Raw genomic sequence first — 26317 nt, 5'->3', positions numbered from 1 at the left:
GTCAGCCAGATGGGAGCGCCCGCTTTCGCAAGGCATCGCTTGAGAGCCCCGTTCGATGACAGGGTCAGGTGCGGCTGCTGCGCCACAGACGTCGTCGAGGAGCCAGCGCGCCTGCGCCGGCGAAGATCTGGGTTTTGTCGTCCAATTCCACGATCTGTCCTCGTTTTCGATGCCCTCTGCGCCCATGACCGCTGACCGTGCTAATATGAGCGCTTAACTTGAGGGTATTTTACACAAGTTCTGTTACATGGCGCTTAAATTTAAGTTCAGGAGTCGAATAATGACCGAGATCGACCAGCCAGCGCGCAAAGACAACATAGAAGCCATCGTCTCGTTCTTTGAAAGCGGCGTCAAGGACCGCGCCGAGAGGCTCGGCATCGAGCTCGAGCACACGCTGCTGCACCGCGACGGGCGCGCCGTGTCCTACAGCGAGGAGCACGGCACCGAATGGCTGCTCGAGCAGCTGAGCGCGCACTACACCGTCGAGACGCGCGACGCCGAGGGCGACCTTTTGGGCGTGGCGCGGGGGCCGCAGGCCGTGACCATCGAGCCGGCGGCGCAGGTCGAGCTCTCCGCCGGCCCCTTCGCTGACCTCGACGACGCCCGCGCGTGCTTCGAGGAGTTCGAGGAGCGCATGGCGCGCGCGCTCGAGCCGACCGACGTGCGCGTGCTCACGCTCGGCTACCACCCCACCGCCCGCGCCGCCTCGCTCGAGCTCATCCCGAAGCGCCGCTACGAGCTCATGAACCGCTACCTGGGCGCCATCTCTCCGTTCGGCGTGCGCATGATGCGCGGCAGCGCCTCGACGCAGGTGTCCCTCGACTACACCTCCGCAGAGGACTGCCTGCGCAAGCTGCGCCTGGCCTTCGCGCTCACGCCCGTGCTGTCGCTTCTGTGCGACAACGCGCCCGTGTTCGAGGGCGCGCCGCGCCCCCACGAGCTGATGCGCACCGAGATCTGGAAGTTCTGCGACCCCGACCGCTGCGGCGTGGTGCCGCACGTGATGGAGGCCGGCTTCACGCTCGAGGACTACGCGGCCTACATCCTCGACGCGCCCGCCATCCTCTCCCCTGACGCCGGCGCCGACGGGCAGTGGCGCTTCGACGAGCGCACGTTCGGGGAGATCTACGCCGAGGTCCCCATGCAGCAGGCCGACGTCGAGCACGCGCTGTCCATGTTCTTCACCGACGTGCGCCTCAAGACCTACATCGAGATCAGGCCGGCCGACGCCATGCCCGTCCCCTACGTGGTCGCCTACGCGGCGCTCATCAAGGGGCTGTTCTACTCCGCGCGCGGCCTCGACGCGCTTGACGAGCTGTTCGCGCAGGTGAGCGCCGATGACATCGCATGTGCGAAGGAGTCGCTGATGGAGGCGGGCTACGAGGGCGTGGTCTACGGGCGCGCCGCGGGCGATGTGGTCGACGACGTGATGCGCATCGCGCAGGCGGGGCTGGCCGAGAAGGACCGCGCGCACCTGGAGCCGCTGGCGAAGCTGGCCCGCGAGCGCACGACGCTCGCACGCCTCGCCTGTCGGGAAGATGTGCGCGCGTAGGCGGGGCGAGCAGGCGGGGCCCGCGGGCATGGTATAGTTCTCGCATCATGGGAGACAAGCGAAAGGAACGCTTCATGAGCAACGAGGGAAAGACCGTCAAGGCGCATTACCGGGGCACGCTTGACGACGGCGAGCAGTTCGACTCGTCCTACGACCGCGGCGAGCCCATCGAGTTCACCTGCATGGCGGGCCAGATGATCCCCGGCTTCGACCAGGCCGTAGTCGACATGCAGGTGGGCGAGAAGAAGACCGTGCGCATCGAGCCCGAGGACGCCTACGGCGAGGTCCGCGCGGAGCTCATCCAGGAGGTGCCCATGGAGAACGTGTCCAACGCCGCCGAGCTGCCCGTGGGCCAGACCGTGTACATGCACGGGCCGAACGGCCAGCCCATGCCGGTCAAGGTGGTGAAGATCGAGGACGGCATGGTGACGTTCGACATGAACCACCCGATGGCCGGCAAGGCCCTCAACTTCGAGATCGAGCTGGTCGAGGTCAAGTAGCGCGCCCCTGCGCGCAGGGGCGCGCGAGGAGGCGCTCCGCACAAGGCACGACGCCGCACGGCACGACGTCGCACGGCACGGCGCGCCCGCATGTGGAAGGGACGCGCGCTTGAGCGGTTCGAGGAGGCCCCGCATGCTTGAGCATGCGGGGCCTCCGTGCGCTCGCAGCTAGTTCGCGTACATGCTGGCGTAGGGGCGCGACGAGGCGGGGCGCAGCCGCCAGAAGCCCTCGCCGTCATCCGCGAGGGGCGCGCCGAGCTCGTCGGCGAACGCATCGTTGTAGCGCCCGAGCAGATCGCGCAAAAGCTCCTTGTCCGCCTCGTCCACCGCCTCAAGCACCAGCCCCTGCGGCACGTCCCGCGCGTCCAGCTTGCTGCGCAGGTAGATCACGCCGCCGTGCATGCCCGTGGCCAGGTACTCGCCCGGCCTGCCCAGAAGCACGATGACGCCGCCCGCCATGTACTCGCCGAGGAAGCTCCCCGCGTCGCCGCCGATCACGATGGTGGGGCGCTTCTGCTCGTACTGCTTCATGTGGATGCCCACGCGCCAGCCGCACCCGTCGCGCACGAAGATCTCGCCGCCGCGCATGGCGTAGCCCGCCGCATCGCCGCAGCGCCCGTGGATGACGATGCTGCCTGCGTTCATGGTGTTGCCGATCTGATCTTGGGCGTTGCCGAACACCTCGATGGCGCCGCCGTCCATATAGCAGGCCATGTCGTTGCCGGGCGTTCCGTGTATCTCGAGGCGCTTGCCCGCGGGCATGGCGCAGCCGAGGTAGCGCTGCGCGTACACGCGGTGCAGCTCGACCACGTCGGCGCGCTCGAGCGCCGCGCGCACCTGCTCGTTGGCCTCCTTGAAGTGAGCTGTCCCCAGCTCGACCGATGCCCGTGCCGCCAGTTCCTGGGCCATGGCTACGCACGCTCCTTCCAGCCGCGCTCGTCACGATCTGCGGGGTAGCACTTGTGCAGGCGCTCCCAGCGCGTCTTCTGCGAGAAGTCGAGGTTTGCCGGGACCTCCTCGAAGATGCGCTCGTCGAGCTCGTCGAGCGGGACCTCGTGCTCGATGAGCCACGTGTAGATGCCTGCGTTCTCGGGCCGGTTGAGCAGGATGTAGCCCACCAGGCGCCCGGCGCGCGTGACGAACTTCGCGTAGCGCGCCCCCTCGGCGATGACGCGCGCCTCGCAGCCCGCGTCCGCCGCGGGGTTGATGACGCCCGCCGTGAGCAGCGACGCCTCGAAGAAGTCGACTGCGTTGACGGCGAAGCTCCCCCGGTAGGGCTCGGCCTCGGCGGCGCCCGCCATGTGCAGGCCCGCGAGCCTGCCCTGGCGCATGGCGTTGGGCCACAGGGCCAGGGGGCGCTCGGCGCCGTCGAGCACGTCGGTCACCTGGACGACGTCGCCGGCGGCGTACACGTCGGGCAGGCTCGTCCGCAGCGTCTCGTCACAGATGAGGCCGCGTCCCTGCGCGGCGCCGGCGCTCACCGCCAGAGCGGAGTTCGGGCGCACGCCCACCGCGGCCACCACCATGTCGCAGGAGACCTCCTCGCCGTTGGTGAGGACTGCGCCCGTAACGCGCTCCCCCTCGCCGAGGAGCTCGCTTGCGGAGACGCCCGGCGAGCACGTGATGCTGTGCTCGCCGATGAGCCCCTGCAGGACGGCGGCGCCCTCGGCGTCGAGCACCGCGGGCAGAATGCGCGGCGCCAGCTCGAGCACGAGGATCTCGTCGGCGTGGTACGACAGCGCCTCGGCGGCCTTGAGGCCGATCAGGCCCGCGCCGATGACCATGATGCGACTCTCGCGCCCCTGGGCGTGCGCCGCCTTCGTGACCTGCTCGGCCATGTCCCAGACGGCCTTCGCGTCATCGAGCGTGATGAACGTGCAGACGTTGCCCTTCCCGGCAAGCCCCTTGATGGGCGGCGTGAAGGGAACCGACCCCGTGGCGAGCAGGCACTTGCCGTACGCCACGCGCTGGCCGTTGGCCAGGCGCGCCTCATGAGGCTCGGGATCAAGCTCCACGACCTCGAACTCGGGCCCGAGCAGCGCCTCTATCCGCTGGTCCTCGTAGAAGCCCGCCGGCTTGAGCCAGATCTTCTCCTCGGCGGTCTTGCCTTCGATCAGATACGAGATGAGGGGGCGTCCGTATGCGGGATAGGGCTCGCGGCTGACGACGGTGATGGAGGCGCCTTCGTCATGCGCGCGTATCTGCTCCGCCGCCGTCACGCCGGCGGCGGAGTTGCCGATGATGAGGTAGTCAGTCTTGAGGTTCGCCATGCTAGCACTCCTCGCTTTCCACGTAGATGAGCGCGCGGTTGGGGCACGCCGCCACGCAGCTGGGCTCGCCTGGCTCGCCGAGCACCTCGCCGCACAGGTCGCACTTGTACGCGACGCCCTTATCGACCACGTCCTCGACGCGCACGGCGCCGAAGGGGCACATCGACACGCACGTGCGGCAGCCCACGCACTTCTCGAGGTCAGACGTGACCACGCCCGTCTTCGGGTTCTTCGTCATGGCGCCCGAGATGCATCCCTCGACGCACTTGGGGTGGGCGCAGTGGCGGCAGTTCACGGCGAGGGAGAGCGTCTTGCCGCCCTCCACGCGCACGCGGTTTCGCGGGGCGGGGAACTCCAGCGTGAACGCCTTCACCGTGTTCTTGCTCTTCGAGTGGAACGTCTTGCAGGCCACCTCGCAGCGCCTGCAGTCGATGCACCAGGACTCGATGGCGTAGATTCTCTTCATATCATCACTCTCCCGCGTACTTCACGCCGAGGATCTCGAGCTCCTTCTCGTTGAGCCCCACGCCGCGCAGCATGAGGCGGTTGCCGCGCAGGCTGTCGATGGCGTTGATTCCCATGCCGCCCATCATCTCCTGGATCTCGTGGTTCCAGGCCCGGATCAGGTTGACCACGCGCTCGGCCGCGATCTCGGGGTTGAGGCGGCGGGTGAGCTCGGGGCGCTGCGTTGCGATGCCCCAGTTGCACTTGCCGCTCGAGCAGTCGCCGCACTGGTGGCACCCCAGCGCGATGAGCGCCGCCGAGGCGCAGTAGACCGCGTCGGCGCCGAGCGCGATGGCGCGCACCACATCGGCCGAGCTGCGCATGGAGCCCGCCGCCACCAGGCTCACCGTGGAGCGGATGCCCTCGTCGCGCAAGCGCTGGTCGACGGCGGCCAGCGCGAGCTCGATGGGGATGCCCACGTTGTCGCGGATGCGCTTGGGCGCGGCGCCGGTGCCGCCGCGGAAGCCGTCGACCACGATGATGTCGGCTCCTGCGCGCGCCATGCCCGACGCGATGGCGGCCGCGTTGTGCACGGCGGCGATCTTCACCGCAATGGGCTTGGCGTAGCGCGTGGCCTCCTTCAGCGAGAAGATGAGCTGGCGCAAATCCTCGATCGAGTAGATGTCGTGGTGGGGCGCCGGCGAGATGGCGTCGGTGCCCTGGGGGATCATGCGCGTGCGCGACACCTCGGCGTTGATCTTCTCGCCAGGCAGATGCCCGCCGATGCCGGGCTTGGCGCCCTGGCCGATCTTGATCTCGATGGCGGCGCCCGCCGCGAGGTAGTGGGGGTCGACGCCGAAGCGGCCCGAGGCCACCTGCACGATGGCGTTCGCCGCGTAGGGCTCGAGGTCACGGTGCAAGCCGCCCTCGCCCGTGTTGAAGTACGTGCCCAGCTCGCGCGCCGCCATGGCGAGCGACATCTGCGCGTTGAGCGAGATGGAGCCGAAGCTCATGGCCGAGAACATGAGGGGGACGTCGAGCTTGATCTGCGGCGGCATCGGCGAGACGAGCTTGTGCTCGCGCTCGTTGACCTTGAGCATGCCGGGGCGGCCGCCCAAGAGCACGCGCGTCTCCATGGGCTCGCGCAGAGGGTCGATGGAGGGGTTCGTGACCTGGCTCGCGTTCAGGAGCAGGTGGTCCCAGTAGATGGGGTACGGCTCGGGGTTGCCCATCGAGGACAGGAGCACCGCGCCGGTCTGCGCCTGCTTGGCGATGTCCTGCATGTAGCCGAGCGTCCAGTTCGCCGACCCGCTGTCGACCTGGGGCCATCTGGTGATGGCGATGGCCTTCGTGGGGCACATGACCACGCAGCGCTGGCAGTTCACGCACGCCGCGTGGTCGGCCACCACGCGGCCGAGGTCAGGGTCGACGCGGTGGACCTCGTTCGCGCATGAGCGCTCGCACACGCCGCATTGGACGCACAGGTCGCGGTCGCGCTCCACCTTGTAGCGAGGAAGCAGGTAGTCGAGCATGCCCCTACGCCTCCTTCCTTCTCCGCGGCAGAACGCCCACCTCGTGCTTGAACGGCTTGGCCGACGGCGTGTTCTCCGCCGACTCGCCGCGCTTGCGGCGAGCCACCTCGTCGAGCTGGACCACGAACGGCACGCCGCCCTCGATGGAGCGCACGTTCTCAGCGTCGGGGCACACGACCTCGATGGCCGCCTGCTCGCTGGCCAGATACACCATGGGGCCCTTCTCGGCTGCCATGAGCGCGCGCAGCTTGAGGCGGTCGTTGAGGGCGAGCAGCCCCTCGTCGGAGCCGAGGATCACCGAGAACGGCCCGTTCACGAGGGCGCTCGAGTAGGTGGTGCGCAGCGCCGTCTCGAAGGCGGCGCGCTCGGGGTCCATGCGGTCGATGTCATCCCACGAGCTGGCCGTCATGATGTGCGCCGCCATCTCCTGCGAGAACCCGTGGCGGCGGGCCAGCAGGTCGAACAGGTACGTGATGACCTCGGTGTCCGTCTGGAGCTCGCAGTCGTAGCCGAACTGCTCGACGTAGCGGCGGTTGGTGTCGTAGCTGGAGATCTCGCCGTTGTGCACCACCGACCAGTTGAGCAGCGTGAAGGGGTGCGCGCCGCCCCACCAGCCTGGCGTGTTGGTGGGAAAGCGCCCGTGCGCCGTCCACGCCCACGCCCGGTAGTCCTGGATGCGGTAGAACTCGCCGATGTCCTCCGGGTAGCCGACGCCCTTGAAGGCGCCCATGTTCTTGCCCGACGAGGCCACGAAGGCGCCGTCGATCTGGCCGTTGACGTGGAACACGTGCTGCATGGTGTACTCGAACTCGTCCAGGCCGCTCATGTTGAGGCGCATGGGGTGCGGCGCCACGAAGTAGCGCCAGATATCGGGCGGGTTCTTGATGGAGCCGACGCTCTCCGTGGGGATGCGCTCCTGCTTCTCGCTCATGAAGTGCTTGTCGAGGTAGGCTTCCGTCTCCGTGCGCGCGTCACGGCTCTCGTACATGATGTGGAATGCGTAGAGGTCCTTGTACTCAGGGTAGATTCCGTACGCCGCGAACCCGCCGCCGAGGCCGTTGCCGCGGTCGTGCATGAGGGCAATTGACTTCAAGATGTCGCTCCCGTCATGCCGACTGCCGCTGCGGTCCATGATGCCCGCGATGGCGCAGCCCGAGGGTATCCTGACGCGTCCCTCCCTGAGGCTTTCCCTGTTCTGCATGGATGTGCTCCTCGTCTCATAGGCAAACGCCCCAGCCATGCAGGCGCCCTGCGCCCCCGCCGCCGCAAACCCCACGGCCGAGCGCGAGGTCCGAGGTCACGCCCGAACTTGGAGCTGCGACCGCCTCGCACGCCGGAAGCGCCAACGTAGCTTAGCGGTTGGCGGGGGCGCAGGGCGCCTGCATCCTGTGGTCACCCCAGCATAGGCGGCTATTGTTTCAGATGCGTATGCTCCTCGTTTCCATCCTGTTTCGCGTGCGGCCCCGCGCAGACCGCGCGAGGCCGCACGCGTTCGGGAGGCTCAGGCCGCCGTCTTCAGGGCATCGAGCTCAACCAGCGCCTGGAGCAGGTCTATCCAGCTGTTGTAGTTGAAGAGCTCGGCGATTCTCGCAAGCCGGCGCGCGTAGTCCTCGTCAAGGGGAGGCAGACGCCCCTCGGGCACCTCCGGCGCGAACATGCCTCCCCACGAAAGGCCGTCCTCTTCGCGCAGGAAGCGCTCCTTGCGCCAGGCCGCCCCGCAGGGAGGACGGCGCGCCCGCGTCGCGCCGAAGCCGAAGTACGTCATGGCCCAGAAGACGCTTCCCACCGCGAGGCAGCGCTCCTTTTCGCACAGCGACCGCGGAACCCACATGCGCCGGCCGAGCGTCTCGGACCACGGCTCGAAGGCGAGCGGGAGAACTGAGCGCGCAAGGCGCCCCCACGCCCACGGCCTGCCGGCGCACGCGCGCTCGGCGCTGCCTTCCGCGTCTCGCAGCGCCGCGAGCCCCGCCACGCGCGCCGCTCCCCCGTCGAGCAGCGCGGCCATCTCAGGCACGTTGCCGCTGTCGAGGACGGCTGCCCCCACGCGCCGCCGCAGCGTGCCCTGCGCGTCGATCACCTCGAGCCGCTCCCAGGGGACGACGAGGCTCTCCGGATGCGCGTCCGCGCACGGCGGCACGCTGAGCATGCAGCGCAGCGACGCCTCGATCTTTCGGGCGAGCGCCTCCGCGCAGGCCCCGTCAAGCGCGTCAACCGAGACGCGCCACCCCGCCTCGGCGCCGAGGACGGCCTCGAGGAGGTCGCGCGCGCCGCATGACGCCAGCGCCTCCCTCACTGTGATGACGTCATCTGCGCTGACCTCGAGCTCTCCGAAGCAGAACTGCCGACCGTTGCCACCTGACTGCACTGACATGCGGATCACCTCTTCAATTTTCGTACACCTGTTCTTTTTCGCAGCCAGTATAGCATGAATAAGGAACATTTGTTCAGAGAAATTCGCACTATTTTTCGAAATTCGCGACGGTGCGAGGGATGCCTCGCCCGCGAGGCGAAAGCGCGCGGGCGCGCGTCAGTCACGCCCCGGAGGCAGCGTCAGTCGCACGACGCCAAACGCCGCCGCGCGCCCCTTCGGAGCCTGCGCGTCACCGCGCGCCGCCGCGCGCCCCTTCGAAGCCCGCGCATCACCGCGCGCCGCCGTGCGCCCCCTCGGCCGCGTCCTCCACCACGAGCGGGCCCTCCACCTTGGCGTCCTTCGGCAGCACGAGTGACAGCACGATGGCCACCACGAACACCACGGCCACGCAGTTGGTGGCGAACACGCTCTGCACGAGCGCGGGAAACACCCCGAAGATGTCGCTCATCTGGGTGAACCCGATGCCCACCGCGAGCGAGAGCGCGGCGATGGTGATGTTGCGCTGCGAGAAGCCGGCGCTCGCGATCATCTGGAAGCCGCTCAGGATGATGTTGCCGAACATCATGATGGTGCACCCGCCGAGCACCGCCTCGGGCAGCGACGAGAACGCCAGGCTCACCACCGGCACGAACCCGGCCAGCACGAGCACGAACGCGCCCGTGGCGATGGCGCGGCGGTTCACCACCTTCGTCATGGCGATCAGCCCCACGTTCTGCGAGAACGACGTCACCGGCGAGCAGCCGAAGCAGCCCGAGAGCGTGCTCGTGAAGCCGTCGGCCACGATGGCGCCGGAAAGCTCCTTGTCAGACGGCGCGCGCTTGAACGCCACGGCCGTGAGCGCCGACACGTCGCCGATGGTCTCGGTGGCTGACACCAGGAAGATCAGCGTGACGGAGATGATGGCGCCCAGGTCGAGCTCGGGCGTCACCGGCATGAGCGTCGGCAGCGCGACGGGGGCGGCGCCCGCGAACACGCTGAAGTCGACCTTGCCGAGCGGGATGGCCACCACATAGCCCACGACCAGGCCGAACAGCACGGCGAGCTGCTTGGTGGTGCCCTTCGCCAGCGCCTGGAACGCCAGGCACGCCACGAGCGACACCGTGCCGAGCGCCAGGTTCTCCCACGAGCCGAAGTCCTCGGCGCCCGAGCCGCCGCCGAACGACGCCGCGCCCACGCTCAGAAGCGAGAACCCGATGGCCGTCACCACCACCGCCGCCACGATGGGCGTGATGACGCGCCGCCAGTACCGCGCGAACAGGCCGAGCACGCCCTCGATGACGCCGCCTGCGATGACGGCCCCGATGAGCGCGCCGTAGCCGGACGTCGCCGCGATGGTGCAGGCCACCGACACGAAGGTGAAGCTGATGCCCATGACGATGGGCAGGCCCGAGCCCGCGCGCCACACGGGGAACAGCTGGATGAACGTGCCGATGCCCGCGATGAGCATGGCGTTCTGGATGAGCAGCGCGCCCTGCTCGGAGGTGAGGCCCGCAGCCGCCGCGATGATGGCGATGGGCGCGAGGTTCGCCACGAACATGGCGAGCACGTGCTGGAGCCCGTACGGGAACGCCCGCGCCAGAGGGATCTTCGCATCGAGCGACGAGAGCGCCGAGGCGTCCATCCCCCCGCTCATGCGCGGAACACGATCTCGCCCGTCTCGGCGTCCATGGACTCGATGATGGCGAGGGACTGCAGGTCGTAGCCGCGCTCGCGCAGGCTGTCGCCGCCGCCCTGGAACCCCTTCTCGACGGCGATGCCGATGCCCTCGACCACCGCGCCCGCGTTCTCGCAGATCTCGATGAGGCCGTTCAGGGCGCAGCCGTTCGCCAGGAAGTCGTCGATGATGAGCACGTGGTCATCGGGGCCGATGCAGCGCGTGGACACGATGACGTCGAACACCTTGCCGTGCGTGAACGACTTGATGCGCGTGGCGTACACGGTGCCGTCGAGGTTGATGCTCTGCGACTTCTTCGCGAACACCGCCGGCACGCCGAAGCACTGCGCCGTCACGGCGGCGATGCCGATGCCCGACGCCTCGATGGTGAGGATCTTGTTGATCGGGCGATCGGAGAACCGCCTCCACCACTCCCTCGCCATGGCGTCGAACAGAGCCACGTCCATCTGGTGGTTCAGAAACGAGTCGACCTTCAGCACGTCGTTGTCCTTCACCACGCCGTCGCGCCTGATGCGCTCTTCAAGCAGCCGCATAAGCCATCCTCTCCCTGTGTTGCGAAGAAGCCCGCGAGCAGGCCCCCTCCATCCTGTTCAGACAGTTTAGCGAAAAGGAGCGCGCATGGGCAGGAGACGCGCAAGGAAAAGCAGGTCTCTTTGGCAAGCGCGCCGGGCGCACGCGCCGCGCGCGTCCAGCGGCCGCGCCTCAGCGGTTGTCGACGCGCTCGGGGCTCAGGTCATGGCCCGAGAGGCGCCGCCAGGCCACTTCCTCCCAGCGCGTGTTCGGGCGGCCGTAGTTGCAGTACGGGTCGATGGAGATGCCGCCGCGCGGCAGGAACTTGCCCCACACCTCGATGTACTTGGGGTCCATGAGCCTGATCAGGTCCTTCATGATCACGTTCACGCAGTCCTCGTGGAAGCCCCCGTGGTTGCGGAAGCTGAACAGGTACAGCTTCAGGCTCTTCGACTCCACCATGCGCACGTCGGGCACGTAGCTGATGTAGATGGTGGCGAAGTCGGGCTGGCCCGTGATGGGGCACAGGCTCGTGAACTCGGGGCAGTTGAACTTCACGAAGTAGTCGACGTCCTGGTGCTTGTTGACGAACGTCTCGAGCACGGAGGGGTCGTAGTCATGCGGGTACGCCACGTTCTGGTTGCCCAGCAGCGTGAGGCTCTCAGCTTCGCTCATGGTCACTCTCCTTGAACGATCGGGCTCAGCGGCCGATCAGCGGGTCGGGGACATGGTTGGCGGCGAATGCGCGGGCGCGGTCGATGCAGGTGCCGCAGGTGCCGCAGGGGGCGTCGCCGCCCTCGTAGCACGACCACGTGAGCTCGTACGGCACGCCGAGCGCGAGGCCCTCCCGCACGATGTCCGCCTTCGACCAGGTCACATACGGCGCCTCGAGCGTGAGCTCGCCGCCCGTGCCCTCCTCGACGGCCCGGCGCATGGCTTCGACGAACGCCGGCGAGCAGTCGGGGTAGGCGTCACCCGCCCAGTCATCGTGGTGGGCGCCGTAGAACAGCGCCGAGCACCCGAGCGAGAGCGCCATCGACGCGGCCGACGACAGGAACAGCCCGTTGCGGAAGGGCACGTACGTGCTCACGAGCGGGCCGTCCGCCTCGGCGAGCTGCTCGGCGTAGCTCGCCTGCGGGACGCCCTCGGTCGAATGCGCCAGAAGCGAGCAGTTGCTGTCGGCGAAGATGGCCCCGAGGTCGAGCGTGCGCTGATCGACGCCGTAGCGCTGCGCCACCGCACGGGCCGAGTCCATCTCGCGCACGTGCCGCTGCCCATACGTGATGCTCAGCGCGACCACGTTCTCGGCCCCGAAGTCGCGCACCGCGCGGGCCAAAAGCGTGGTCGAGTCCACGCCGCCCGAGCACAGCACGAGCGCGCGCCGCGGGCGCGCTGCCTCCTCGTGCGCGCCGCCGGCCTGCGCGTCCCGCGCGTCTCCGCCAGCCAGCGCGCCGCCGGCCAGCGCCCCGCCTCGCTCCTCTTCCATCTACACGCCCCTCTCGCACGCGGGCCAGATGATCTTGTGCAGCTGCAGCTGCACCGTCACGCCCGTCAGGTCTTCTTCCTTCACGAACTCGACGATGTCCGCCGGCTCCATCGCGCCGAACACCGGGCTTGCGTACACCGCGCAGCGCTCGCACAGCCCGAAGCGCTCGACGACCTGCCTCATCACGCGCAGGTCCTCCGCTGAGCCCACGACGAACTTCACCACGTCATCGCAGGTCAGATACGCGAAGTTGCCGGTGAGCATCGAGGGCTCCTCACCGCTCGAGGGCCCCTTGTAGTCCATGGTGAGCCCGAGCGCCCCGGCGCCGCGCAGCCCCAGCTCGTCGCGCAGCTGCGCGACCTTTCGCACGTCGACCGCGCCGTTCGTCTCGATCTCAACGAAGCGCGCCGGCGCCGCCACGTCAGCCAGCAGGGCGCGCACCAGCGGCAGGAGCAGCGGCTGCAGCAAGGGCTCGCCGCCCGTGAGCGTCACGCACGGCGTGCCAGCCTCGCGCGCGAAGGCCGCGAGCTCCTCCACGCTCAGGTGCTCCACGGGGCAGCCGGGCGCGTTCGCCCAGGCGGTGTCGCAGTACGAGCAGCTGAGGTTGCAGCCCGCGAAGCGCAGGAACGTCGCCAGGCGGCCCGCGTGCGCCCCCTCGCCGTTGATGCTCACGAAGCGCTCGGCCACGGGCATGGTCAGCGCGGACGGCCCGCCGCCTTGCCCGCGCGACTCGCCGCCTTGCGCGCGCGGCGCGTCCGCGCCCTGCGCACGGCCCGTCGCCTCGTTAGCGCCCACAGTAGATCGCGCAGTTGTTCGGCGTCTCGTACACGTCGACCTGGGACACCGGCAGGCCGCGCGCGTCCAGCTTGTCGAAGAAGTAGCGCGCCAGGTTCTCGGCCGTGGTGCGGAAGGGCACGACGGAGAGCGTGAAGCCCTCCTTCTCCAGGCACGCCAGCGTCTCAGGCGCAAGCGAGCCCTCCTCCACCACGAACGAGTGGTCGAGCTCCTCGGTGAGCTCGCGCAGCGCGCTCTTGAACGCGCCGAAGTCGACGACCATGTCCTTGCAGGTGCCGGCCTTCTGCAGCTCGTCCTGCTTGAGGTAGGCCACCACGCGCCAGCGGTGCCCGTGCAGGTTCTCGCACTTGCCGTGGTAGTCGGTGAGGAAGTGGGCAGCGTCGAAGCTGCTCTCAGTCTTGAGTCCGTACGTCATAGGCTCCTCCGAAGCACCGCATCCGCCCTAGCGGCCCAGCTTGGCGCGGATCGCGCTGATCTCGTTGCTCGCCCGCGACCAGTCGCGCGCGCCGAAGCCCGCCACGCCGGCGAGCACGAGCACCATGAGGTAGAACAGCATGTTCGCCACCATGTGGGAGGCGATCTCGACGCCCTGCTGGATGAGCGCCTGCTTGATCGCCGTGACCACCACGAACACCACGATGGCCGCGAGCACGCGGATGAGGCCGCTGCGCTTCTTCAGCTCGAGCTCGTCGAGCTGCGCGACCATGCGCTGCTTCTTGTTCTTGCCATGCCCCATGCCTGGTCCTTTCGCTTGCCGCCTGCGCGCAGGCGCTTGTCTTGCAGGGTATAAGTATAGTCGAGTTCGGGAAAGGAAAACCTCCCCGGGCGCAGGCCCGAGGAGGTTTCCACAAGGTTCGGCCGAGGTGCCGCAGCGCACGGAGGCACGCGGCCCTCTGCCCGAGGGCGCCTCAGCCCCGAGGCCCAGCCTCGGGAAGGCGCGCCCTCAGAAAAGCGCGCCTAGGCGGTCGCGAGGTCCTCCGCCTCGACGACGGCAGCCTTCTTCGCGGGCGCGGGAGCAGCGGCCTTGTCGGTGAGCGCAGCTTCGAAGCCGAGCTCCTCGAGGGAGTGCAGCGCCTTCTGCTTGTGCACGTCGCGCAGCGGCGTGCGGCCGTACTTCGCGTTGTAGATGAAGAACGTGAACAGCGCCGTGATGGCCAGGCCGCACACGGCCAGGGCGAACGAGCCCAGGTGCAAGAGCGCGCCGTCAACATGGCCCATGAACAGGTCGAGGCCCACGTTGTACATGTTGTAGCCGCCCACGGTGATCATGACGCCGAAGCCCTCGCCGGAGAAGTTCATCAGCGCCGTGGAGATGCCGCACGGGGCCAGGATGCAGCCCACCATCCATGCCGTGATCAGGATGTGCAGGTGGTTGACCTTCGGCGTGATCTTCTGGACGATGATGTAGAGCAGCTGGAAGATGGCGGCCAGGATGCCGCCCACCACGAAGGCCCAGAAGAACAGCATGCCGCCCGTGGTCTTCTCCACCACGATGACGGGGTTGTTCAGGCCGAGCATGCCGCAGACGTAGCCGATGGCGATGCAGATGGCGGCGAACAGCACGTTGAACCACACGACGAACCACACGCAGTTCCACACGCACTTGCCGAACTTCTCGTTGCTCTTGGTCCACGGGCCGACGGCCTTCATGCCCACGGCCATGGCGAAGCCGGAGAACGGAAGCAGCGCGCCGAAGTCACCCCACTCCTCGACGTACTGGTAGACGGCGAAGCCGCCGAGCACGCAGCCGATGACGCCCATCGAGACGAGCGTGGCGCCGCCCATGAAGAACTCCATGGGAGTGCCGGCCAGCGCGAACTGCCAGAACGACAGGATGGCCTGCGCGATGAGCGCGAACATGCCTCCGATGAAGAAGGCGTAGACGATTGACTTGTATGGCTTCATTGATCATCCCCTAACCTTATGAGCCCAGACATGCAAAGGCCCGCGGCGCACAAGCGTCGTAGGCCCACGTGCGCGCGATCTCGTCTTCGCATATCCGCGCGCATGCTGCGTGCAAGCTTATCGGAGATGGGCTTTTCCGACCTCAACCCCTGGGTTCGATTCAGGTGGTTGACGAGGTGGAAAAAACGGTACGAGGGCTGGAACTTGCCTGTTCCAGCCCTCGTCAGCTTCCTCTCTGCCGAACGTGCCGAGCGGCGGGCGCCCGCGTGCGCGCGGGCGCGCCGAATGCGGGCAGCCGGGTGCGGGCGCGCTAGTTGCCTGCCGCGCGCGCCGCCTCGTACGCCTCGATGAGCTTCTTGGTCACGTCATGCGGCGCGTCCTCGTAGCCCTCGACGGAGATCTTGTAGGAGCCCGAGCCGCGCGTGAGCGAGCGCAGCTCCTTGGTGTAGTTGATCACCTCGGCGTAGGGCACGCGGACCTTGATGACCGTCTCGCCCGCCTCGCCGGCGTCGGTGCCGATGATGCGGCCGCGGCGCGTGGAGATGTCGCCCATGATGGTGCCGGCGTACTCCTCGCCCACCGCGATGTCCATGGTGGCCATGGGCTCGAGGATCACGGGGCTGGCCTTCTCGCACGCGGCGCGGAAGCCGATGCGCGCAGCCGTCTTGAACGCCATCTCGTTGGAGTCGACGGAGTGGTACGAGCCGTCGAACACGACGCACTTGATGTCGACCATGGGGTAGCCCGCCAGGAAGCCCTCCCTCATGGCGTCCTGCACGCCCTTGTCAACGGCCGGGATCAGGCCGTTGGGGATGGCGCCGCCCTTGATCTCGTCCACGAACTCGTAGCCCGCGCCCGGGTTGGGCTCGAGGCGCAGCCAGCAGTCGCCGAACTGGCCGGCGCCGCCCGTCTGCTTCTTGTGGCGGCCCTGGGCCTCAGCGGTCTTGCGGATCGTCTCGCGATAGGGCACGCGCACGGGGACGAGGCGCACCTCGACGCCGTTCTGGTCCTTCAGACGCGCGAGCAGCATGTCGACCTGCGTGTCGCCCATGGCGGTGAGGACGGTCTGGTGCGTCTCCTCGTCGCGGCGCAGGCGGATGGTGGGGTCGGCCTCGGCGGCGCGGGCGAGGAAGGTGCCGAGCTTGTCCTCCTCCTTCTTGTTCACGGCCTCGATGGCGACCGGGTACTGCGGCGTGGGCAGGGCCAGAGGCTCGATGGCGATGTCGCCGGCAACCGACAGCGTGTCGCCCGAGCGCGTCTCGGTGAGCTTCGGCACCACGACGATGTCGCCGGCCTTGGCGCTCTTCACGTCCATGGGCTCCTTGCCCATCATGACCTGGATCTTGCCCAGGCGCTCCTTCTTGCCCGTGCGGGAGTTGATGAGCTCGACGCCCGGCTCCAGGTAGCCCGAGAGCACCTTCAGGAAGCTCAAGCGGCCCACGAACGGGTCGGAGATGGTCTTGAACACGAAGGCCGAGGGGCGCTTCGTCTCGTCGATGGGAATGGTGGCGCCATCGGCCATCTGGCGGAAGCGGCCGTGGGAGCGCGGGTGCGGGAAGTACGTGCAGATGTCCTCCATGAGGCCCTGGACGCCCTGCATGATGATGGTGGAGCCCACGAACACGGGGACGATCAGGTCCTGGGCGATGGCCTTGTCGAGCAGCGACTCAAGCTCCTCCTGCGTGAGGCGCTCCTCGCCGTCGAGGTACTTCATCATGAGGTCGTCGTCGGCCTCGGCGACCAGGTCGCACAGCTTCTCGCGCGCCGCCTGGGCGATCTCGGCGTACTCGGCGGGGATCTCGTCGACGCGCTCCTCGGTGCTCGAGGCGTCATGGTAGCGGGCCTTCATGCGGATGACGTCGATCACGCCCTTGAAGTCCTTGTCGACGCCCATGGGGATGGTGACCGCGCCCAAGCGCGCGCCGAAGCGCGCGTGCAGGAGCGCCATGGCGGAGTCGAAGTTGGCGTTCTCGCGGTCGATGTGGTTGATGTACACGGCACGCGACAGGCGCATGTTCTCGGCTTCGCGCCACAGCTTGGTGGTCATGACCTGCGGGCCGGCGACGGCGTCGACCATGAACAGGGCCATCTCGGCTGCCTGCATGGTTGCCAGCGTGTCGCCGATGAAGTCGGGGTGCCCCGAGGTGTCGAGCACGTTGATCTTGTAGTCCTTGTAGGGAACCGGGGCGATGGAGGTGGAGATGGTGAACTTGCGCTTGATCTCCTCGGGGTCGTAGTCGAGGTAGGATTTCCCGTCGTGCGTCGTCCCCATACGCGGGGTCTTGCCGGAGACGTAGAGCATGGCCTCGGCGAGCGAGGTCTTGCCTGCGCCGTCCTGGCCTACAAGCACAACGTTACGCACATGTTCGGTAGCAGGAGCTGCCATGGTGACCACCAACTTTCGTGTTTTGCGGTTCGCGTTTCCCTACGTCAGGCGCGAACCACTCGAGCCTTAACACAGACAAACTTGAGGCAGTGCGACGAATGGCCTGTGTGCGCCATCCGACGGCATTAAGTTTAGCGCAACTTGCGGACAATGGTGAGCAGGGAGCTGAGGTTGTTTGCCCGCGCGAACAGCAGGGACGCCCCAGGCGGCCTCCCCCGGCGGGAGGCCGCCCATAATGCCGCGAGCGCGCTATAATGTAGAGTTCCGCTCCGCTTCCGCCGCGATGTCTGGAGGTCCGCCATGAGCATTCACCTCGCCAGGCCGACCGAGCGCAGCCGCCTTGCCAGGCCGACCGAACGTAGCCGCCTCGCCGCGCCGCGCGAACGCAGTTGTCTTGTCTCGCCGCCCGAGCGCAGCCGCCTCGCCGCGCCGCGCCTCTTCCTCGGCATGCTCGTCATCGCCTTCGCGAGCTTCGCCGCGGGCGCCCTCAGCAGCCAACCGCCTCCCGCCTCCCCCGTCCCCGCGCTGCTCGACGCGCTCGCGTTCGTAGGCGCGCTGAGCGTGACGACGACGGTCGCGCTTCTGGTGGGGATGAGGGTCGCCCTGCGCCGTGCGGCGACAGAGCGAGGGAATGAGGGAGGCGAAGGGGACGCTTCAGAGGAGACGGCTGCGGATGCGGAGCGCGCCTTGGGGGAGATTGCCGGCGAGGGGCGCGCCTTGGGAGAGGACGCGGAGCGCGCCTTGGAAGCACCCGCGACGCCCGCGGAGCTCGCGGGTCCCGCGGGCGCCGGCGATGCGACGCCCGTCGCGTTCGGCACGCGCCGCATCGCGCAGAGCGTCCGCCACCTGCTCGACCTCGAGCTTGACCGCTACGCGCTCACGCCCCAAGAGCTCGTCGTGGCCGAGCACATCCTGCGCGACGAGACGTACGCCGCCATCGGGCGGAGCCTGTACCTGACGGAGAGCACCGTGAAGTTCCACGCGCGCAACATCTTCGCCAAGGCGCACGTGAAGTCGAAGCGCGAGTTCGTCGCGCTCATAGAGAACAACATGGCGGGGCTCCCCCGCTCGGAGAGCCCCGCCATGAAGAAACACGCCGACGCGGGCAGGCCGGCTGCGCGGCGCGGCGACGCGAGCGGATCGGCTGCGCGGTGTGGCGACGCAGGCAGGTCGGCTGCGCGGCGCGGCGACGCTACAGCTCGGCGATGATGCGCTTCGCGCGCGCGGAGACCTCGGCCTTCGCCTTCTCCACGTCGATGGTCGAAAACGCGCCGTCGCGGTAGATCACCTCGCCGTCGCACATGGTGAGCACCACGTCGGAGCCCGAGCCCGCGAACACCACGTTGCAGAGCGCGTCGGTCATGGGGCACCACTGCGGGCCCGTCACGTCGAGCACGCAGAGGTCGGCCTTGAAGCCCTCCTTGACGAGCCCGCTGTCCGCGCGGCCCTGCGAGAGCATGCCCGCGCGCGTGGCAGCGGTGATGACCTGCTTGGGCGTGATGATGGCCGGGTCGAGCGCATGGCCCTTGTAGATGAGGCCCATGAGGTACATGTCGGCGAACATGTCGTGGTTGTTGTTCGAGGCCATGCCGTCGGTGCCGAGGCACACGTTCACGCCCGCGTCGAGCATCTGGGCCAGCGGCGCGTACCCGCTGCCGAGCTTCATGTTCGACGCCGGGTTGTTCACCGCCGACACGCCGCGCCTGGCCATGATCTCGATGTCGGCGTCATCGACCCACACGCAGTGCGCCGCGGTCACCGGCACGTCGAGCACGCCGACGGACTCGAAGTACGCGAGCGGGGTCATGCCGTCGTGGCGCTGCTTGCACTCCTCGTGCTCGGATGCGGTCTCGGAGAGGTGCAGGTGGATGGGCAGCCCCTTCTCCTTCGCGATGGCCGCGATGTCGGCGCAGGTCTGCGGGTTGGAGGTGTACTCGGCGTGGATGTTGTAGTCCATGCGGATGCGCCCGTCGGCCGCGCCGTGGAAGCGCGCCACGAAGTCCTCCATCTTCGCGCAGATGGCGTACTCGGAGAACGGCTTGGACTCGAAGAACAGCTCGCATTCGCAGAGGTTCGCCTTCATGCCCGCCTCGGTGACAGCCTGGGCGCGCTCGGGGGTGGCGTAGTACATGTCCGAGAAGCTCACCGTGCCGTAGCGCGCCATCTCGGCGCAGGCCAGCACCGTGCCCCAGTACATGTCCTCGGGCGTCATCTTGCCCTCGAAGGGCCAGCACTTCTCGTTGAGCCAGCGCTGCAGCGGCAGGTTCTCGGCATAGCCGCGCAGAAGCGTCATGGGCGCGTGCGCGTGCGCGTTCACGAGCGCCGGCATCATGAGCTTGCCCGCGCCGTCGTAGGCCTCGCCGTACGCGTCGGCGTCGGCCGGCGCCGCGCCGCCGATGTACGCGATGCGGCCGTCCCTCACGCCGACCCACTGGTCGCTCTGGTAGTCGAGGTTCTCGTCGAGGATGCCGATGTTCTTGAAAAGCATACGCGCCGCTCCCTTCCCTCGAGCCGCCCCGCAGCCTTGCAGCGCAACTCGTTATAGGATTTAATCTAATACTTGCTAGGGATTCATTTTAGCGAAACCAGGGGAAAAGGGAAGAGGGACGACGCGTTGACGGGGCTGCGTTCCATGGCGAGCAGGTAGTCTTCCCTGTCGGCGCTCTCCCAGTCAACCACGCAACCGAGCTCGCTCTTCAAGATGACGTCGAGCCAGATTCTCATGCTGCGCCCGTTGCCTTCGCGGAAAGGATGTGCGACGTTCATCTCCACGTACTTCTCGATGATCTCGTCAAAGGTGGATTGGGGCATGGACTCAACGTGCTCAAGCGCTTGGGCGAGATACATCACCGGCGCAAAGCGAAACGAGCCTTTGGCGATGTTCACGTTGCGTATTTCACCGGCAAAGGGATAGATGTCGCCGAAGAGATGGGCATGGATGGACTTGAGGCTTTCCACCGTTCCCGGGCGCATGCGATTGAGCGCGCCTGTCTCGAAGAGCTCAAGCGCCCGCGTCTTGCTGAGCCGCTCTTCCACGCGCGCAAGTTCTGCTTGGTCGGTAATTCCCAGTTTGTTCTCAAGCGCCATCCCGGCTCCTTGCCTCTCCGTTGCCCCTACGCGACCTTCTCCTTGAAGGATAGCAGCTTGTCGCGGTAATAGGCGTACCGCAAACGATAACCTTCCGCAGCGTCACCAATCAGCAGTTGCTCTTCCTTGACCAACCGATGTCGTCAAACTGAACCAATCGGCGAGAAACGCAGCCAGCACACGATTAATCTCCACATTTCTTTGGTAGAATTCTCTTGCGCGGGCAACCGTGCGGAACTTGGGAGCATGTCCCTCAGCTGGAGCTAGGTTCGGATGTTGTCATCTGGACTATTGGTGAAGGCTGGGGGACTTCCTGTCTCCGTAGCGTAAAAAGTCATAGATACGAATGCACTTGCGGAAATTCGAGTTCTTGAGCAGCACCTTCTTCTTGTCTTGATCGGATTCAACATCCACTAGCGCCTGCTTCAACAACCCCTCCAGGTCATCCACGTCGATCTCATGTTCTTCAAGGCAGGGAATAAATGCGAATGGACTGTTCGGTGCACATGCCTTCTCAAGACCCTTAATGCTGAGAAATCCTTCGAATCGCCGACGCGTAGAGGGCATCGACTTCCGAGTCGTTTTGCTTCGATAGCTATCGACAGACGCAAGAGTTGGCAGGTAAGCCGCTATATCCTTGCCAACCTCCCCATTAAGCCCACACGTATACTTGAAGACAGGCATGCTGTTGGGCCGCTGTCGCACGTACATATTCAGGTAGTTCTCGACGATAAACTTTGGGTCATAGTGTAGGTTGTCAAGCACAACGTCCTCGAAGATGTCTTCCGGCGAAATTGGCCGCCCTATGTTGGCAGGCGACACCGAAAGGCCTATCACGATTTTTTGATCAGGACTCAAGTCGTTCAGCACATTGTCGATCCCGGAAACCACGATGTCCGAAGCCGGATCGATGCGCTCCGCAAGCCTAAATACACTGCCTCGAAGTTCGCGAATGAATCGCGTGCTGTACATTTTCCTCGAACAGCGCATCGCCTCATAAATTGATTCAAAATCATCAGTGGCAATCTTGGTCATCGAGAGCGTTCTACCGCCGAAGCTCATGGCAAGCTCGCCAACAGCGGTCTCCTTCGCATGCTGAACGAAGATCAGCCGCTTGCTCAGCCGCTCAAGCTTTTCATCAGGCAGGCACTCGCATATATCACTCAATATCGACTTTATGTTTTCATCCTGAATGGAGTATCCAAGGAATACCACCGGGTATTCAACGAAGAGAGTTAGGAGCTTCGCCGATAGATATTTTCTCTTCTGGGCAAACTCAGTGTAATCGGCGCTTGTCAATACGATGCTGTCCGCCCTTAAGATAGAACCATGGATCTTGTAAATCTCCTGCGAAAACGTTTGGTCAGAGAAGAGAAGATCGCTCTCGCCAACGTAAGTCATAAATTCAGGGAAGAGCGCTTCGCACATGCAGTCGTAATTCGTCGTGATGATGCCGGCAACCTTTTCTTTTCCCGCTCGGGCAAGCTTCTCCGTTTCGGAACTATCGGCCACAATGAAGTTGGCTATCTTGTCGGCCACGTAAATCTTCATCGGGGAAGCATCTCCGGTTAGCTCACGAGCATGACGCTCGCGAAAGCCGCCAAACTTGTCAGCCGAAAAGAGGACGCGATTCACCTCGCCCTCCATCAGAGTAGCGATCAATGGCAACTCCGAGTTAGCTTCAGCATTTCGAACAGCGATCCTCGCCTGGCTCTTGAAGCGCGCATAGGCGTAGGGATCATCCAACACCTCCGCACAAACTTCTGACAGCAAGCCTTCCCAACCTGGGGTACCACAATAACGACGAGAAAGACCGGAGCCTATAAAGAGGAATGGATAGCGTCCAGCATCATCGACAGCCTGGTGAATTACATCTTTGATCCTCTCGTCCATACGCCCGCCCTTTCGTTACTTGGCAATGTGCATCACCGCATCCACATTGCCATCACCTAATAATGGCCTGTAAACTCATGCCAAACGACACGCCAAATCTTCGTCCCTACGCAACCTTCTCCTTGAAGGATAACAGCTTGTCGCGATAATAGGAGTACCGCTTGCGCCGAGTCTCGATTTCAGTCGGAAGGTCAACGAAGATTCGCGACGCACTGCGTCGCGAATCTGCTCGCCAATCATAAGCTTTCTTCGAAAAGATCCTGCTGCACCTCGGGAGGTACTTCCCAGATTCCGTTGCGCTTGCCGCCCATTCGACGCAAGAGCCCTTTGCCCTGCAAGTCAACCGTGCGCGTCTTCGCCGTCCGCTCCGATATTCCGAGCGAGGCAGCGAGCTGCTTCTGCGTCATGGCGGGCTCCGCCGACAACTCCCTCAACACAGCAAGCTCTTCCAAAGTGCAATCCAAAGTGCAGAATCTGCACTTTGAAACGGACGGGCTTGCACTTTGGGCGTCCGCGTCTTCTGACTCCGCTCCGTAGTCGATATGAAGGTGGCGGTTCTTCAGCTCATGCTGGGCGCCGAGCAGAACGTTCTCGAAGAAGCGCTCGAGGTATTCCGTCGTCGCCCGAACGCCATGCGGGTAATCGTTGTAGTTGGCGCGCACCAGCGCATTGCGGAAGTACCACGAGTTGTCGCGAAACGCGGCGTTGCCCACCTTGAATCCCATCGAGTTCAAATACTTTATGACGAACACCGCCGTCGCGCGGGTGTTTCCCTCGCAAAACGGATGGATCTGCCAAATGCCCGAGGTGAACTCGGCAACATGGCTGACGACCTGGCGCAGCGAGGCTTCCCGATAGTCGAAGCGGGACTCCTGCTCGAAGTCATATCTCAGGCTATCCCACACCATATCGTGTGCCGCATAGAGAACCGTCTCGCCCTTGAAGACCCATTCCCTCTTCGTGATGTTGTAGTCGCGGACCTTCCCAGCTTGCCCGATTATCCCGTCAAACAAACGACCGTGAATGCCGAGCAGCGTCATGGGCGAGAACTGGAAGCTTCGCTCCCCCAGAAGTTCCGCTATGCGCTGGGAGACGAGGTCGGCCTCTTCCGTCTCATCTTCGCAGATCCCGCGCGCACGGCGCTCCTCGTAGTACCCCTTTATGCACGCGCGCGCCTGGCGAGCGTCGATGTCGCCCTCGATATGCCGCTTCGCGGTATCGAGCAGGTAGTCGGAGACGCTCAGCCCGTCGACCGCCTGCAGCCCAATGGCCGTCTGCCAAGCTTCGGCCTTTTTCGCGCGATCGGGCTCGCTCTCCCGGACATACCCTTCCAGCTCGAAAGCCCAGGGCTTCATCTCGCTCATGATACCCCGCCTTCAAGGTCGGCCACGATGACGCTTGCGCGCTGCTGCTCCTTTGTGGGCTCTGGCATGGGCGATGCTCCTTTGCGTAGGTCTCCCCTCCGGAGCATCTTATTCGCACAAAAGAAAAAGGTGCGAACCCTTTCGAGTCCGCACCTGAGAAATTGGTGGAGCATAGGGGGATCGAACCCCTGACCTCATGGCTGCCAGCCATGCGCTCTCCCAGCTGAGCTAATGCCCCGAAAAGTGCGAGGAATATATTAACACAACCCTGCGCTTCGGCAAAGAAAAATTTTGGGAATTTCTCTTCCGCGCAGATGGACCCTTCCTCGCCGGCCTTCGCCGACCAGCCGTCCGGCTGCCTGGCGCAAGTCGCTACTCGGCGTCCTTGGCGGCTGCGGCCTTCGCGATCTGCTCGATGATGGCGTCGAGCGCCCCTTCGGCCGCGCACTCCTCGACCTTGCCTTCGTCGACCAGATGCGAGATGCCCGGATCCATCGGCAGCGTGGCCACCGCGGGGATCTCGTACTTCTCGGCCACGGCCGCGCCCTGGGGCTCGCCGAAGATGTAGTGCTTCTTGCCGCACTCGTCGCACTTGAAGTACGCCATGTTCTCCACCAGGCCGAGGACCGGCACCTCGAGGGAGCGCGCCAGGTTCACGGCCTTGCCCACGATCATGGCCACGAGCTCCTGCGGCGCCGACACCATGACGATGCCGTCAACCGGCAGCGTCTGGAACACGGTGAGGAACACGTCGGAGGTTCCCGGGGGCATGTCGATGAGCATGTAGTCGACGTCGCCCCAGTTCGTCTCGGACCAGAACTGGCGCAGCACGCCGGTGACCACCGGGCCGCGCCACGCGACCGGCAGGTCGTCCTGGGGAAGCATGAGGTTCACCGACATGACCGGGATGCCGCTGGCGGACACCGCGGGGTTGATGCCGTCGGCGTCGGCCGTGAGGTGGTCCGTGATGCCGAAGGACTTCGGGATGGACGGGCCGGTGACGTCGGCGTCGAGGATGGCGACCTTCTTGCCGCGCTTGTTCAGCTCGCTCGCCAGAAGGCAGGTCACGAGCGACTTGCCCACGCCGCCCTTGCCGGACACCACGCCGATGACGTGCTTGATGGTCGAGCGCTTGTTCGTCTCCAGGGTGCTCGGGCCTGCGTCAGCCGTGCGATCGCCGCAGCCTGCGACGCCGCAGCTTGAGCACTCGTGCGTGCACTCTTCTTCTGCCATGGTTTTCCCTCTCTCGGGTTGCGGCCGCACCTGCGCTTTCGCGCGCGGCCTCTCGTCTTTTACAATGCGGATGATAGCACAACGAAGCGGGGCGGCCCGCAAGCCGCCCCGTCGTGCGTATTCTTTTGTTGTCCTCGCGCTACTCGGGCTTGACCGAGGCGTAGAAGGTGGCCTTGCCGAACAGGTCCTTGATGGACTGGCCGTCAGCGAACGGGAGCTCGAGGAACTCGGAGATGGTGGGCACCAGCTCGCTGCAGTCCATGTAATGGCCCTTCTCGTTGAGCTGCGTGGTGTCCTGGACGCGCCAATAGCGATCGTTCACGTCTGTCAGATAGTAGGTGGCTCCGTCAACGTCCATGTACACCGCATGGTTGGCATGGAGGTAGACCTGCAAGTCATCGTAGGATACTTCGAGCACCTCTGCTGCTTTCACTCCCATAACGACCCCTTTCCTTCCGAGGATTACGTTACCTCCATGATACCAAAACCGCATGAGGAGCCGCGGTGAAGTTTGACAAAGTTGGCGACGGCGGCGCGGGCTACGCGCGGGCGGCGAAGTACCGGGTGGCGATCCGGGCCGACTCGGCGGCGTCCTTGGCGTAGAAGTCGGCCTTGATCTGGTCGGCGTATTCCTGCGTGAGGACGGCGCCGCCCACCATGACGGCGACGCCGGGAAGCTCGGCATGAAGAAGCGCGATGGTGCGCTCCATGGCGCGCACCGTGGTGGTCATGAGCGCCGAGAGCCCCACGAGGCGCGCGCCGCTTTCGCGGGCGGCGGACACGACGCGCTCGGGCGGCACGTCGCGCCCCAGGTCGATGACGGGAAACCCGTAGTTCTCGAGCAGCATCTTGACGATGTTCTTGCCGATGTCGTGGATGTCGCCCTCGACGGTGGCCACGATGATCGCGCGCTCGGGCGCCGGCGCGGCGGCGCCTGGGGCGCCTTCCGCGCTCGCGTCGCCTCCCGACCCTGGCCCCGCGGGCGCCCCCGCGCCCTGCACGCGGTCGCGCACCACGTCGAAGCCCGCCTTCACAGCCTCGGCAGCGGCCATGAGCTGCGGCAGGAAGAACGCGCCCGCGTCGTAGCGCTCCCCCACCACGTCGAGCACGGGCACGAACACGTCGTTGATGACGTCGAGCGGCTCGTGCGCCTCGAGCAGGTCGCGCGTGGCCTGCGCCATGGGCTGGGAGCGGCCCGCGAGCACGAGCTGCGCGACGTGCGCCACCTGGTCGGCCGCGTCGGCGAACGCGGGCGTGACGGCGATGGGGCAGGCGCCCGCCGCCGCGGCGCCCCCGGGGCCGCCTGCGCCCGCC

General features: G+C 66.0%; 24 protein-coding genes, 1 tRNA gene and 1 pseudogene. 3 read left to right on the top strand and 23 right to left on the bottom strand.

What is annotated here, in order from left to right; all coding sequences use genetic code 11:
• Positions 1-280: 280 nt before the first annotated feature.
• Complete coding sequence (locus tag G7Y49_RS06740; protein ID WP_165172294.1) at positions 281-1552, top strand: glutamate-cysteine ligase family protein; 1272 nt, start codon at positions 281-283, stop codon at positions 1550-1552.
• Positions 1553-1626: 74 nt separating this feature from the next.
• Positions 1627-2052: a peptidylprolyl isomerase gene (locus tag G7Y49_RS06735; protein ID WP_165172292.1), complete on the top strand. Its 426-nt coding sequence runs from the start codon at positions 1627-1629 to the stop codon at positions 2050-2052.
• Positions 2053-2220: 168 nt separating this feature from the next.
• Here G7Y49_RS06735 and G7Y49_RS06730 read toward each other — a convergent pair whose 3' ends face one another.
• The 15 genes from G7Y49_RS06730 to G7Y49_RS06660 all read right to left on the bottom strand — a co-directional run bounded on the left by G7Y49_RS06730 (position 2221) and on the right by G7Y49_RS06660 (position 17426).
• Positions 2221-2961 (bottom strand): glutamate synthase, encoded by a 741-nt coding sequence (locus G7Y49_RS06730; protein ID WP_165172290.1) that lies wholly within the window; start codon positions 2959-2961, stop codon positions 2221-2223.
• A gap of 2 nt (positions 2962-2963) precedes the next feature.
• Positions 2964-4322 (bottom strand): NAD(P)/FAD-dependent oxidoreductase, encoded by a 1359-nt coding sequence (locus tag G7Y49_RS06725; protein WP_165172288.1) that lies wholly within the window; start codon positions 4320-4322, stop codon positions 2964-2966.
• Between the two features lies 1 nt (position 4323).
• Positions 4324-4788: a 4Fe-4S dicluster domain-containing protein gene (locus G7Y49_RS06720; RefSeq protein WP_165172286.1), complete on the bottom strand. Its 465-nt coding sequence runs from the start codon at positions 4786-4788 to the stop codon at positions 4324-4326.
• A 4-nt stretch (positions 4789-4792) separates the two neighbouring features.
• Positions 4793-6298, bottom strand: coding sequence for a glutamate synthase-related protein (locus tag G7Y49_RS06715; protein WP_165172284.1), 1506 nt, complete (start codon positions 6296-6298; stop codon positions 4793-4795).
• Between the two features lie 4 nt (positions 6299-6302).
• A complete protein-coding gene (locus tag G7Y49_RS06710) occupies positions 6303-7499 on the bottom strand; it encodes a glutamine amidotransferase family protein (protein ID WP_165172282.1) in 1197 nt (398 codons plus the stop codon).
• A gap of 300 nt (positions 7500-7799) precedes the next feature.
• Positions 7800-8669 carry a hypothetical protein gene (locus tag G7Y49_RS06705; RefSeq protein ID WP_165172280.1) on the bottom strand — a complete coding sequence of 290 codons (870 nt, stop codon included), beginning with the start codon at positions 8667-8669 and terminating at the stop codon, positions 7800-7802.
• Between the two features lie 268 nt (positions 8670-8937).
• Positions 8938-10302 (bottom strand): uracil-xanthine permease family protein, encoded by a 1365-nt coding sequence (locus G7Y49_RS06700; protein WP_241157309.1) that lies wholly within the window; start codon positions 10300-10302, stop codon positions 8938-8940.
• Positions 10299-10877, bottom strand: a complete 579-nt coding sequence (locus G7Y49_RS06695; protein WP_165172278.1) for a xanthine phosphoribosyltransferase — start codon at positions 10875-10877, stop codon at positions 10299-10301. Before G7Y49_RS06695 ends, G7Y49_RS06700 begins: the two co-directional genes overlap by 4 nt.
• A 169-nt stretch (positions 10878-11046) precedes the next feature.
• On the bottom strand, positions 11047-11529 hold the full coding sequence (gene queF / locus G7Y49_RS06690; protein WP_165172276.1) for a preQ(1) synthase: 483 nt from the start codon (positions 11527-11529) through the stop codon (positions 11047-11049).
• Positions 11530-11554: 25 nt separating this feature from the next.
• Positions 11555-12340 (bottom strand): 7-cyano-7-deazaguanine synthase QueC, encoded by a 786-nt coding sequence (gene queC, locus G7Y49_RS06685; RefSeq protein WP_165172274.1) that lies wholly within the window; start codon positions 12338-12340, stop codon positions 11555-11557.
• Positions 12341-13135: a putative 7-carboxy-7-deazaguanine synthase QueE gene (gene queE / locus G7Y49_RS06680; protein ID WP_206214587.1), complete on the bottom strand. Its 795-nt coding sequence runs from the start codon at positions 13133-13135 to the stop codon at positions 12341-12343.
• Complete coding sequence (locus G7Y49_RS06675) at positions 13125-13550, bottom strand: 6-carboxytetrahydropterin synthase (protein ID WP_165172272.1); 426 nt, start codon at positions 13548-13550, stop codon at positions 13125-13127. Before G7Y49_RS06675 ends, queE begins: the two co-directional genes overlap by 11 nt.
• A 27-nt stretch (positions 13551-13577) precedes the next feature.
• Positions 13578-13871, bottom strand: a complete 294-nt coding sequence (locus tag G7Y49_RS06670; protein WP_165172270.1) for a hypothetical protein — start codon at positions 13869-13871, stop codon at positions 13578-13580.
• 221 nt (positions 13872-14092) lie between these two features.
• Positions 14093-15040: a SpoVA/SpoVAEb family sporulation membrane protein gene (locus G7Y49_RS06665; RefSeq protein ID WP_165172268.1), complete on the bottom strand. Its 948-nt coding sequence runs from the start codon at positions 15038-15040 to the stop codon at positions 14093-14095.
• A 310-nt stretch (positions 15041-15350) separates the two neighbouring features.
• The gene (locus G7Y49_RS06660) at positions 15351-17426 is read right to left on the bottom strand and encodes a translation factor GTPase family protein (protein ID WP_165172266.1); all 2076 of its coding nucleotides are present in this window, start codon (positions 17424-17426) and stop codon (positions 15351-15353) included.
• Between the two features lie 300 nt (positions 17427-17726).
• Between G7Y49_RS06660 and G7Y49_RS06655 the strand changes: the two genes are divergently transcribed.
• Complete coding sequence (locus G7Y49_RS06655; protein ID WP_165172264.1) at positions 17727-18635, top strand: helix-turn-helix transcriptional regulator; 909 nt, start codon at positions 17727-17729, stop codon at positions 18633-18635.
• Here G7Y49_RS06655 and G7Y49_RS06650 read toward each other — a convergent pair.
• From G7Y49_RS06650 to G7Y49_RS06615, 8 genes and pseudogenes are all read right to left on the bottom strand, one after another.
• A complete protein-coding gene (locus G7Y49_RS06650; protein WP_165172262.1) occupies positions 18619-19914 on the bottom strand; it encodes an amidohydrolase in 1296 nt (431 codons plus the stop codon). The two genes, G7Y49_RS06655 and G7Y49_RS06650, sit on opposite strands and share 17 nt — an antisense overlap.
• 125 nt (positions 19915-20039) lie before the next feature.
• Positions 20040-20513: pseudogene (gene fic / locus G7Y49_RS06645) on the bottom strand (protein adenylyltransferase Fic); the annotation flags it as partial.
• Between the two features lie 288 nt (positions 20514-20801).
• Entirely contained in the window at positions 20802-22406 is a 1605-nt protein-coding gene (locus G7Y49_RS06640; protein WP_165172258.1) for an SIR2 family protein, read from the bottom strand.
• A 236-nt stretch (positions 22407-22642) separates the two neighbouring features.
• Positions 22643-23770, bottom strand: a complete 1128-nt coding sequence (locus G7Y49_RS06635) for a Fic family protein (protein WP_165172256.1) — start codon at positions 23768-23770, stop codon at positions 22643-22645.
• 162 nt (positions 23771-23932) lie between these two features.
• Positions 23933-24008 (bottom strand) — tRNA-Ala (locus G7Y49_RS06630).
• A 134-nt stretch (positions 24009-24142) separates the two neighbouring features.
• Positions 24143-25003 carry an Mrp/NBP35 family ATP-binding protein gene (locus G7Y49_RS06625; protein WP_165172254.1) on the bottom strand — a complete coding sequence of 287 codons (861 nt, stop codon included), beginning with the start codon at positions 25001-25003 and terminating at the stop codon, positions 24143-24145.
• Between the two features lie 139 nt (positions 25004-25142).
• Positions 25143-25442 (bottom strand): CDP-alcohol phosphatidyltransferase, encoded by a 300-nt coding sequence (locus G7Y49_RS06620; protein WP_165172252.1) that lies wholly within the window; start codon positions 25440-25442, stop codon positions 25143-25145.
• Positions 25443-25542: 100 nt separating this feature from the next.
• Positions 25543-26317: cobalamin-dependent protein (locus G7Y49_RS06615; protein WP_206214586.1), on the bottom strand; the 775-nt coding region annotated here is incomplete at its 5' end.

Origin of the sequence: Adlercreutzia sp. ZJ242 (genome assembly GCF_011038995.1) — a bacterium.
In the GTDB taxonomy this organism is placed as follows: domain Bacteria; phylum Actinomycetota; class Coriobacteriia; order Coriobacteriales; family Eggerthellaceae; genus CAAEEV01.
This window is presented reverse-complemented; position numbering and strand designations above follow the sequence as displayed.

Coding starts and splice junctions, on each gene's coding strand:
- G7Y49_RS06740 (WP_165172294.1), top strand. CDS start 281: ATGACCGAGATCGACCAGCCAGCGCGCAAAGACAACATAGAAGCCATC.
- G7Y49_RS06735 (WP_165172292.1), top strand. CDS start 1,627: ATGAGCAACGAGGGAAAGACCGTCAAGGCGCATTACCGGGGCACGCTT.
- G7Y49_RS06730 (WP_165172290.1), bottom strand. CDS start 2,961: ATGGCCCAGGAACTGGCGGCACGGGCATCGGTCGAGCTGGGGACAGCT.
- G7Y49_RS06725 (WP_165172288.1), bottom strand. CDS start 4,322: ATGGCGAACCTCAAGACTGACTACCTCATCATCGGCAACTCCGCCGCC.
- G7Y49_RS06720 (WP_165172286.1), bottom strand. CDS start 4,788: ATGAAGAGAATCTACGCCATCGAGTCCTGGTGCATCGACTGCAGGCGC.
- G7Y49_RS06715 (WP_165172284.1), bottom strand. CDS start 6,298: ATGCTCGACTACCTGCTTCCTCGCTACAAGGTGGAGCGCGACCGCGAC.
- G7Y49_RS06710 (WP_165172282.1), bottom strand. CDS start 7,499: ATGCAGAACAGGGAAAGCCTCAGGGAGGGACGCGTCAGGATACCCTCG.
- G7Y49_RS06705 (WP_165172280.1), bottom strand. CDS start 8,669: ATGTCAGTGCAGTCAGGTGGCAACGGTCGGCAGTTCTGCTTCGGAGAG.
- G7Y49_RS06700 (WP_241157309.1), bottom strand. CDS start 10,302: ATGAGCGGGGGGATGGACGCCTCGGCGCTCTCGTCGCTCGATGCGAAG.
- G7Y49_RS06695 (WP_165172278.1), bottom strand. CDS start 10,877: ATGCGGCTGCTTGAAGAGCGCATCAGGCGCGACGGCGTGGTGAAGGAC.
- queF (WP_165172276.1), bottom strand. CDS start 11,529: ATGAGCGAAGCTGAGAGCCTCACGCTGCTGGGCAACCAGAACGTGGCG.
- queC (WP_165172274.1), bottom strand. CDS start 12,340: ATGGAAGAGGAGCGAGGCGGGGCGCTGGCCGGCGGCGCGCTGGCTGGC.
- G7Y49_RS06675 (WP_165172272.1), bottom strand. CDS start 13,550: ATGACGTACGGACTCAAGACTGAGAGCAGCTTCGACGCTGCCCACTTC.
- G7Y49_RS06670 (WP_165172270.1), bottom strand. CDS start 13,871: ATGGGGCATGGCAAGAACAAGAAGCAGCGCATGGTCGCGCAGCTCGAC.
- G7Y49_RS06665 (WP_165172268.1), bottom strand. CDS start 15,040: ATGAAGCCATACAAGTCAATCGTCTACGCCTTCTTCATCGGAGGCATG.
- G7Y49_RS06660 (WP_165172266.1), bottom strand. CDS start 17,426: ATGGCAGCTCCTGCTACCGAACATGTGCGTAACGTTGTGCTTGTAGGC.
- G7Y49_RS06655 (WP_165172264.1), top strand. CDS start 17,727: ATGAGCATTCACCTCGCCAGGCCGACCGAGCGCAGCCGCCTTGCCAGG.
- G7Y49_RS06650 (WP_165172262.1), bottom strand. CDS start 19,914: ATGCTTTTCAAGAACATCGGCATCCTCGACGAGAACCTCGACTACCAG.
- G7Y49_RS06640 (WP_165172258.1), bottom strand. CDS start 22,406: ATGGACGAGAGGATCAAAGATGTAATTCACCAGGCTGTCGATGATGCT.
- G7Y49_RS06635 (WP_165172256.1), bottom strand. CDS start 23,770: ATGAGCGAGATGAAGCCCTGGGCTTTCGAGCTGGAAGGGTATGTCCGG.
- G7Y49_RS06625 (WP_165172254.1), bottom strand. CDS start 25,003: ATGGCAGAAGAAGAGTGCACGCACGAGTGCTCAAGCTGCGGCGTCGCA.
- G7Y49_RS06620 (WP_165172252.1), bottom strand. CDS start 25,442: ATGGGAGTGAAAGCAGCAGAGGTGCTCGAAGTATCCTACGATGACTTG.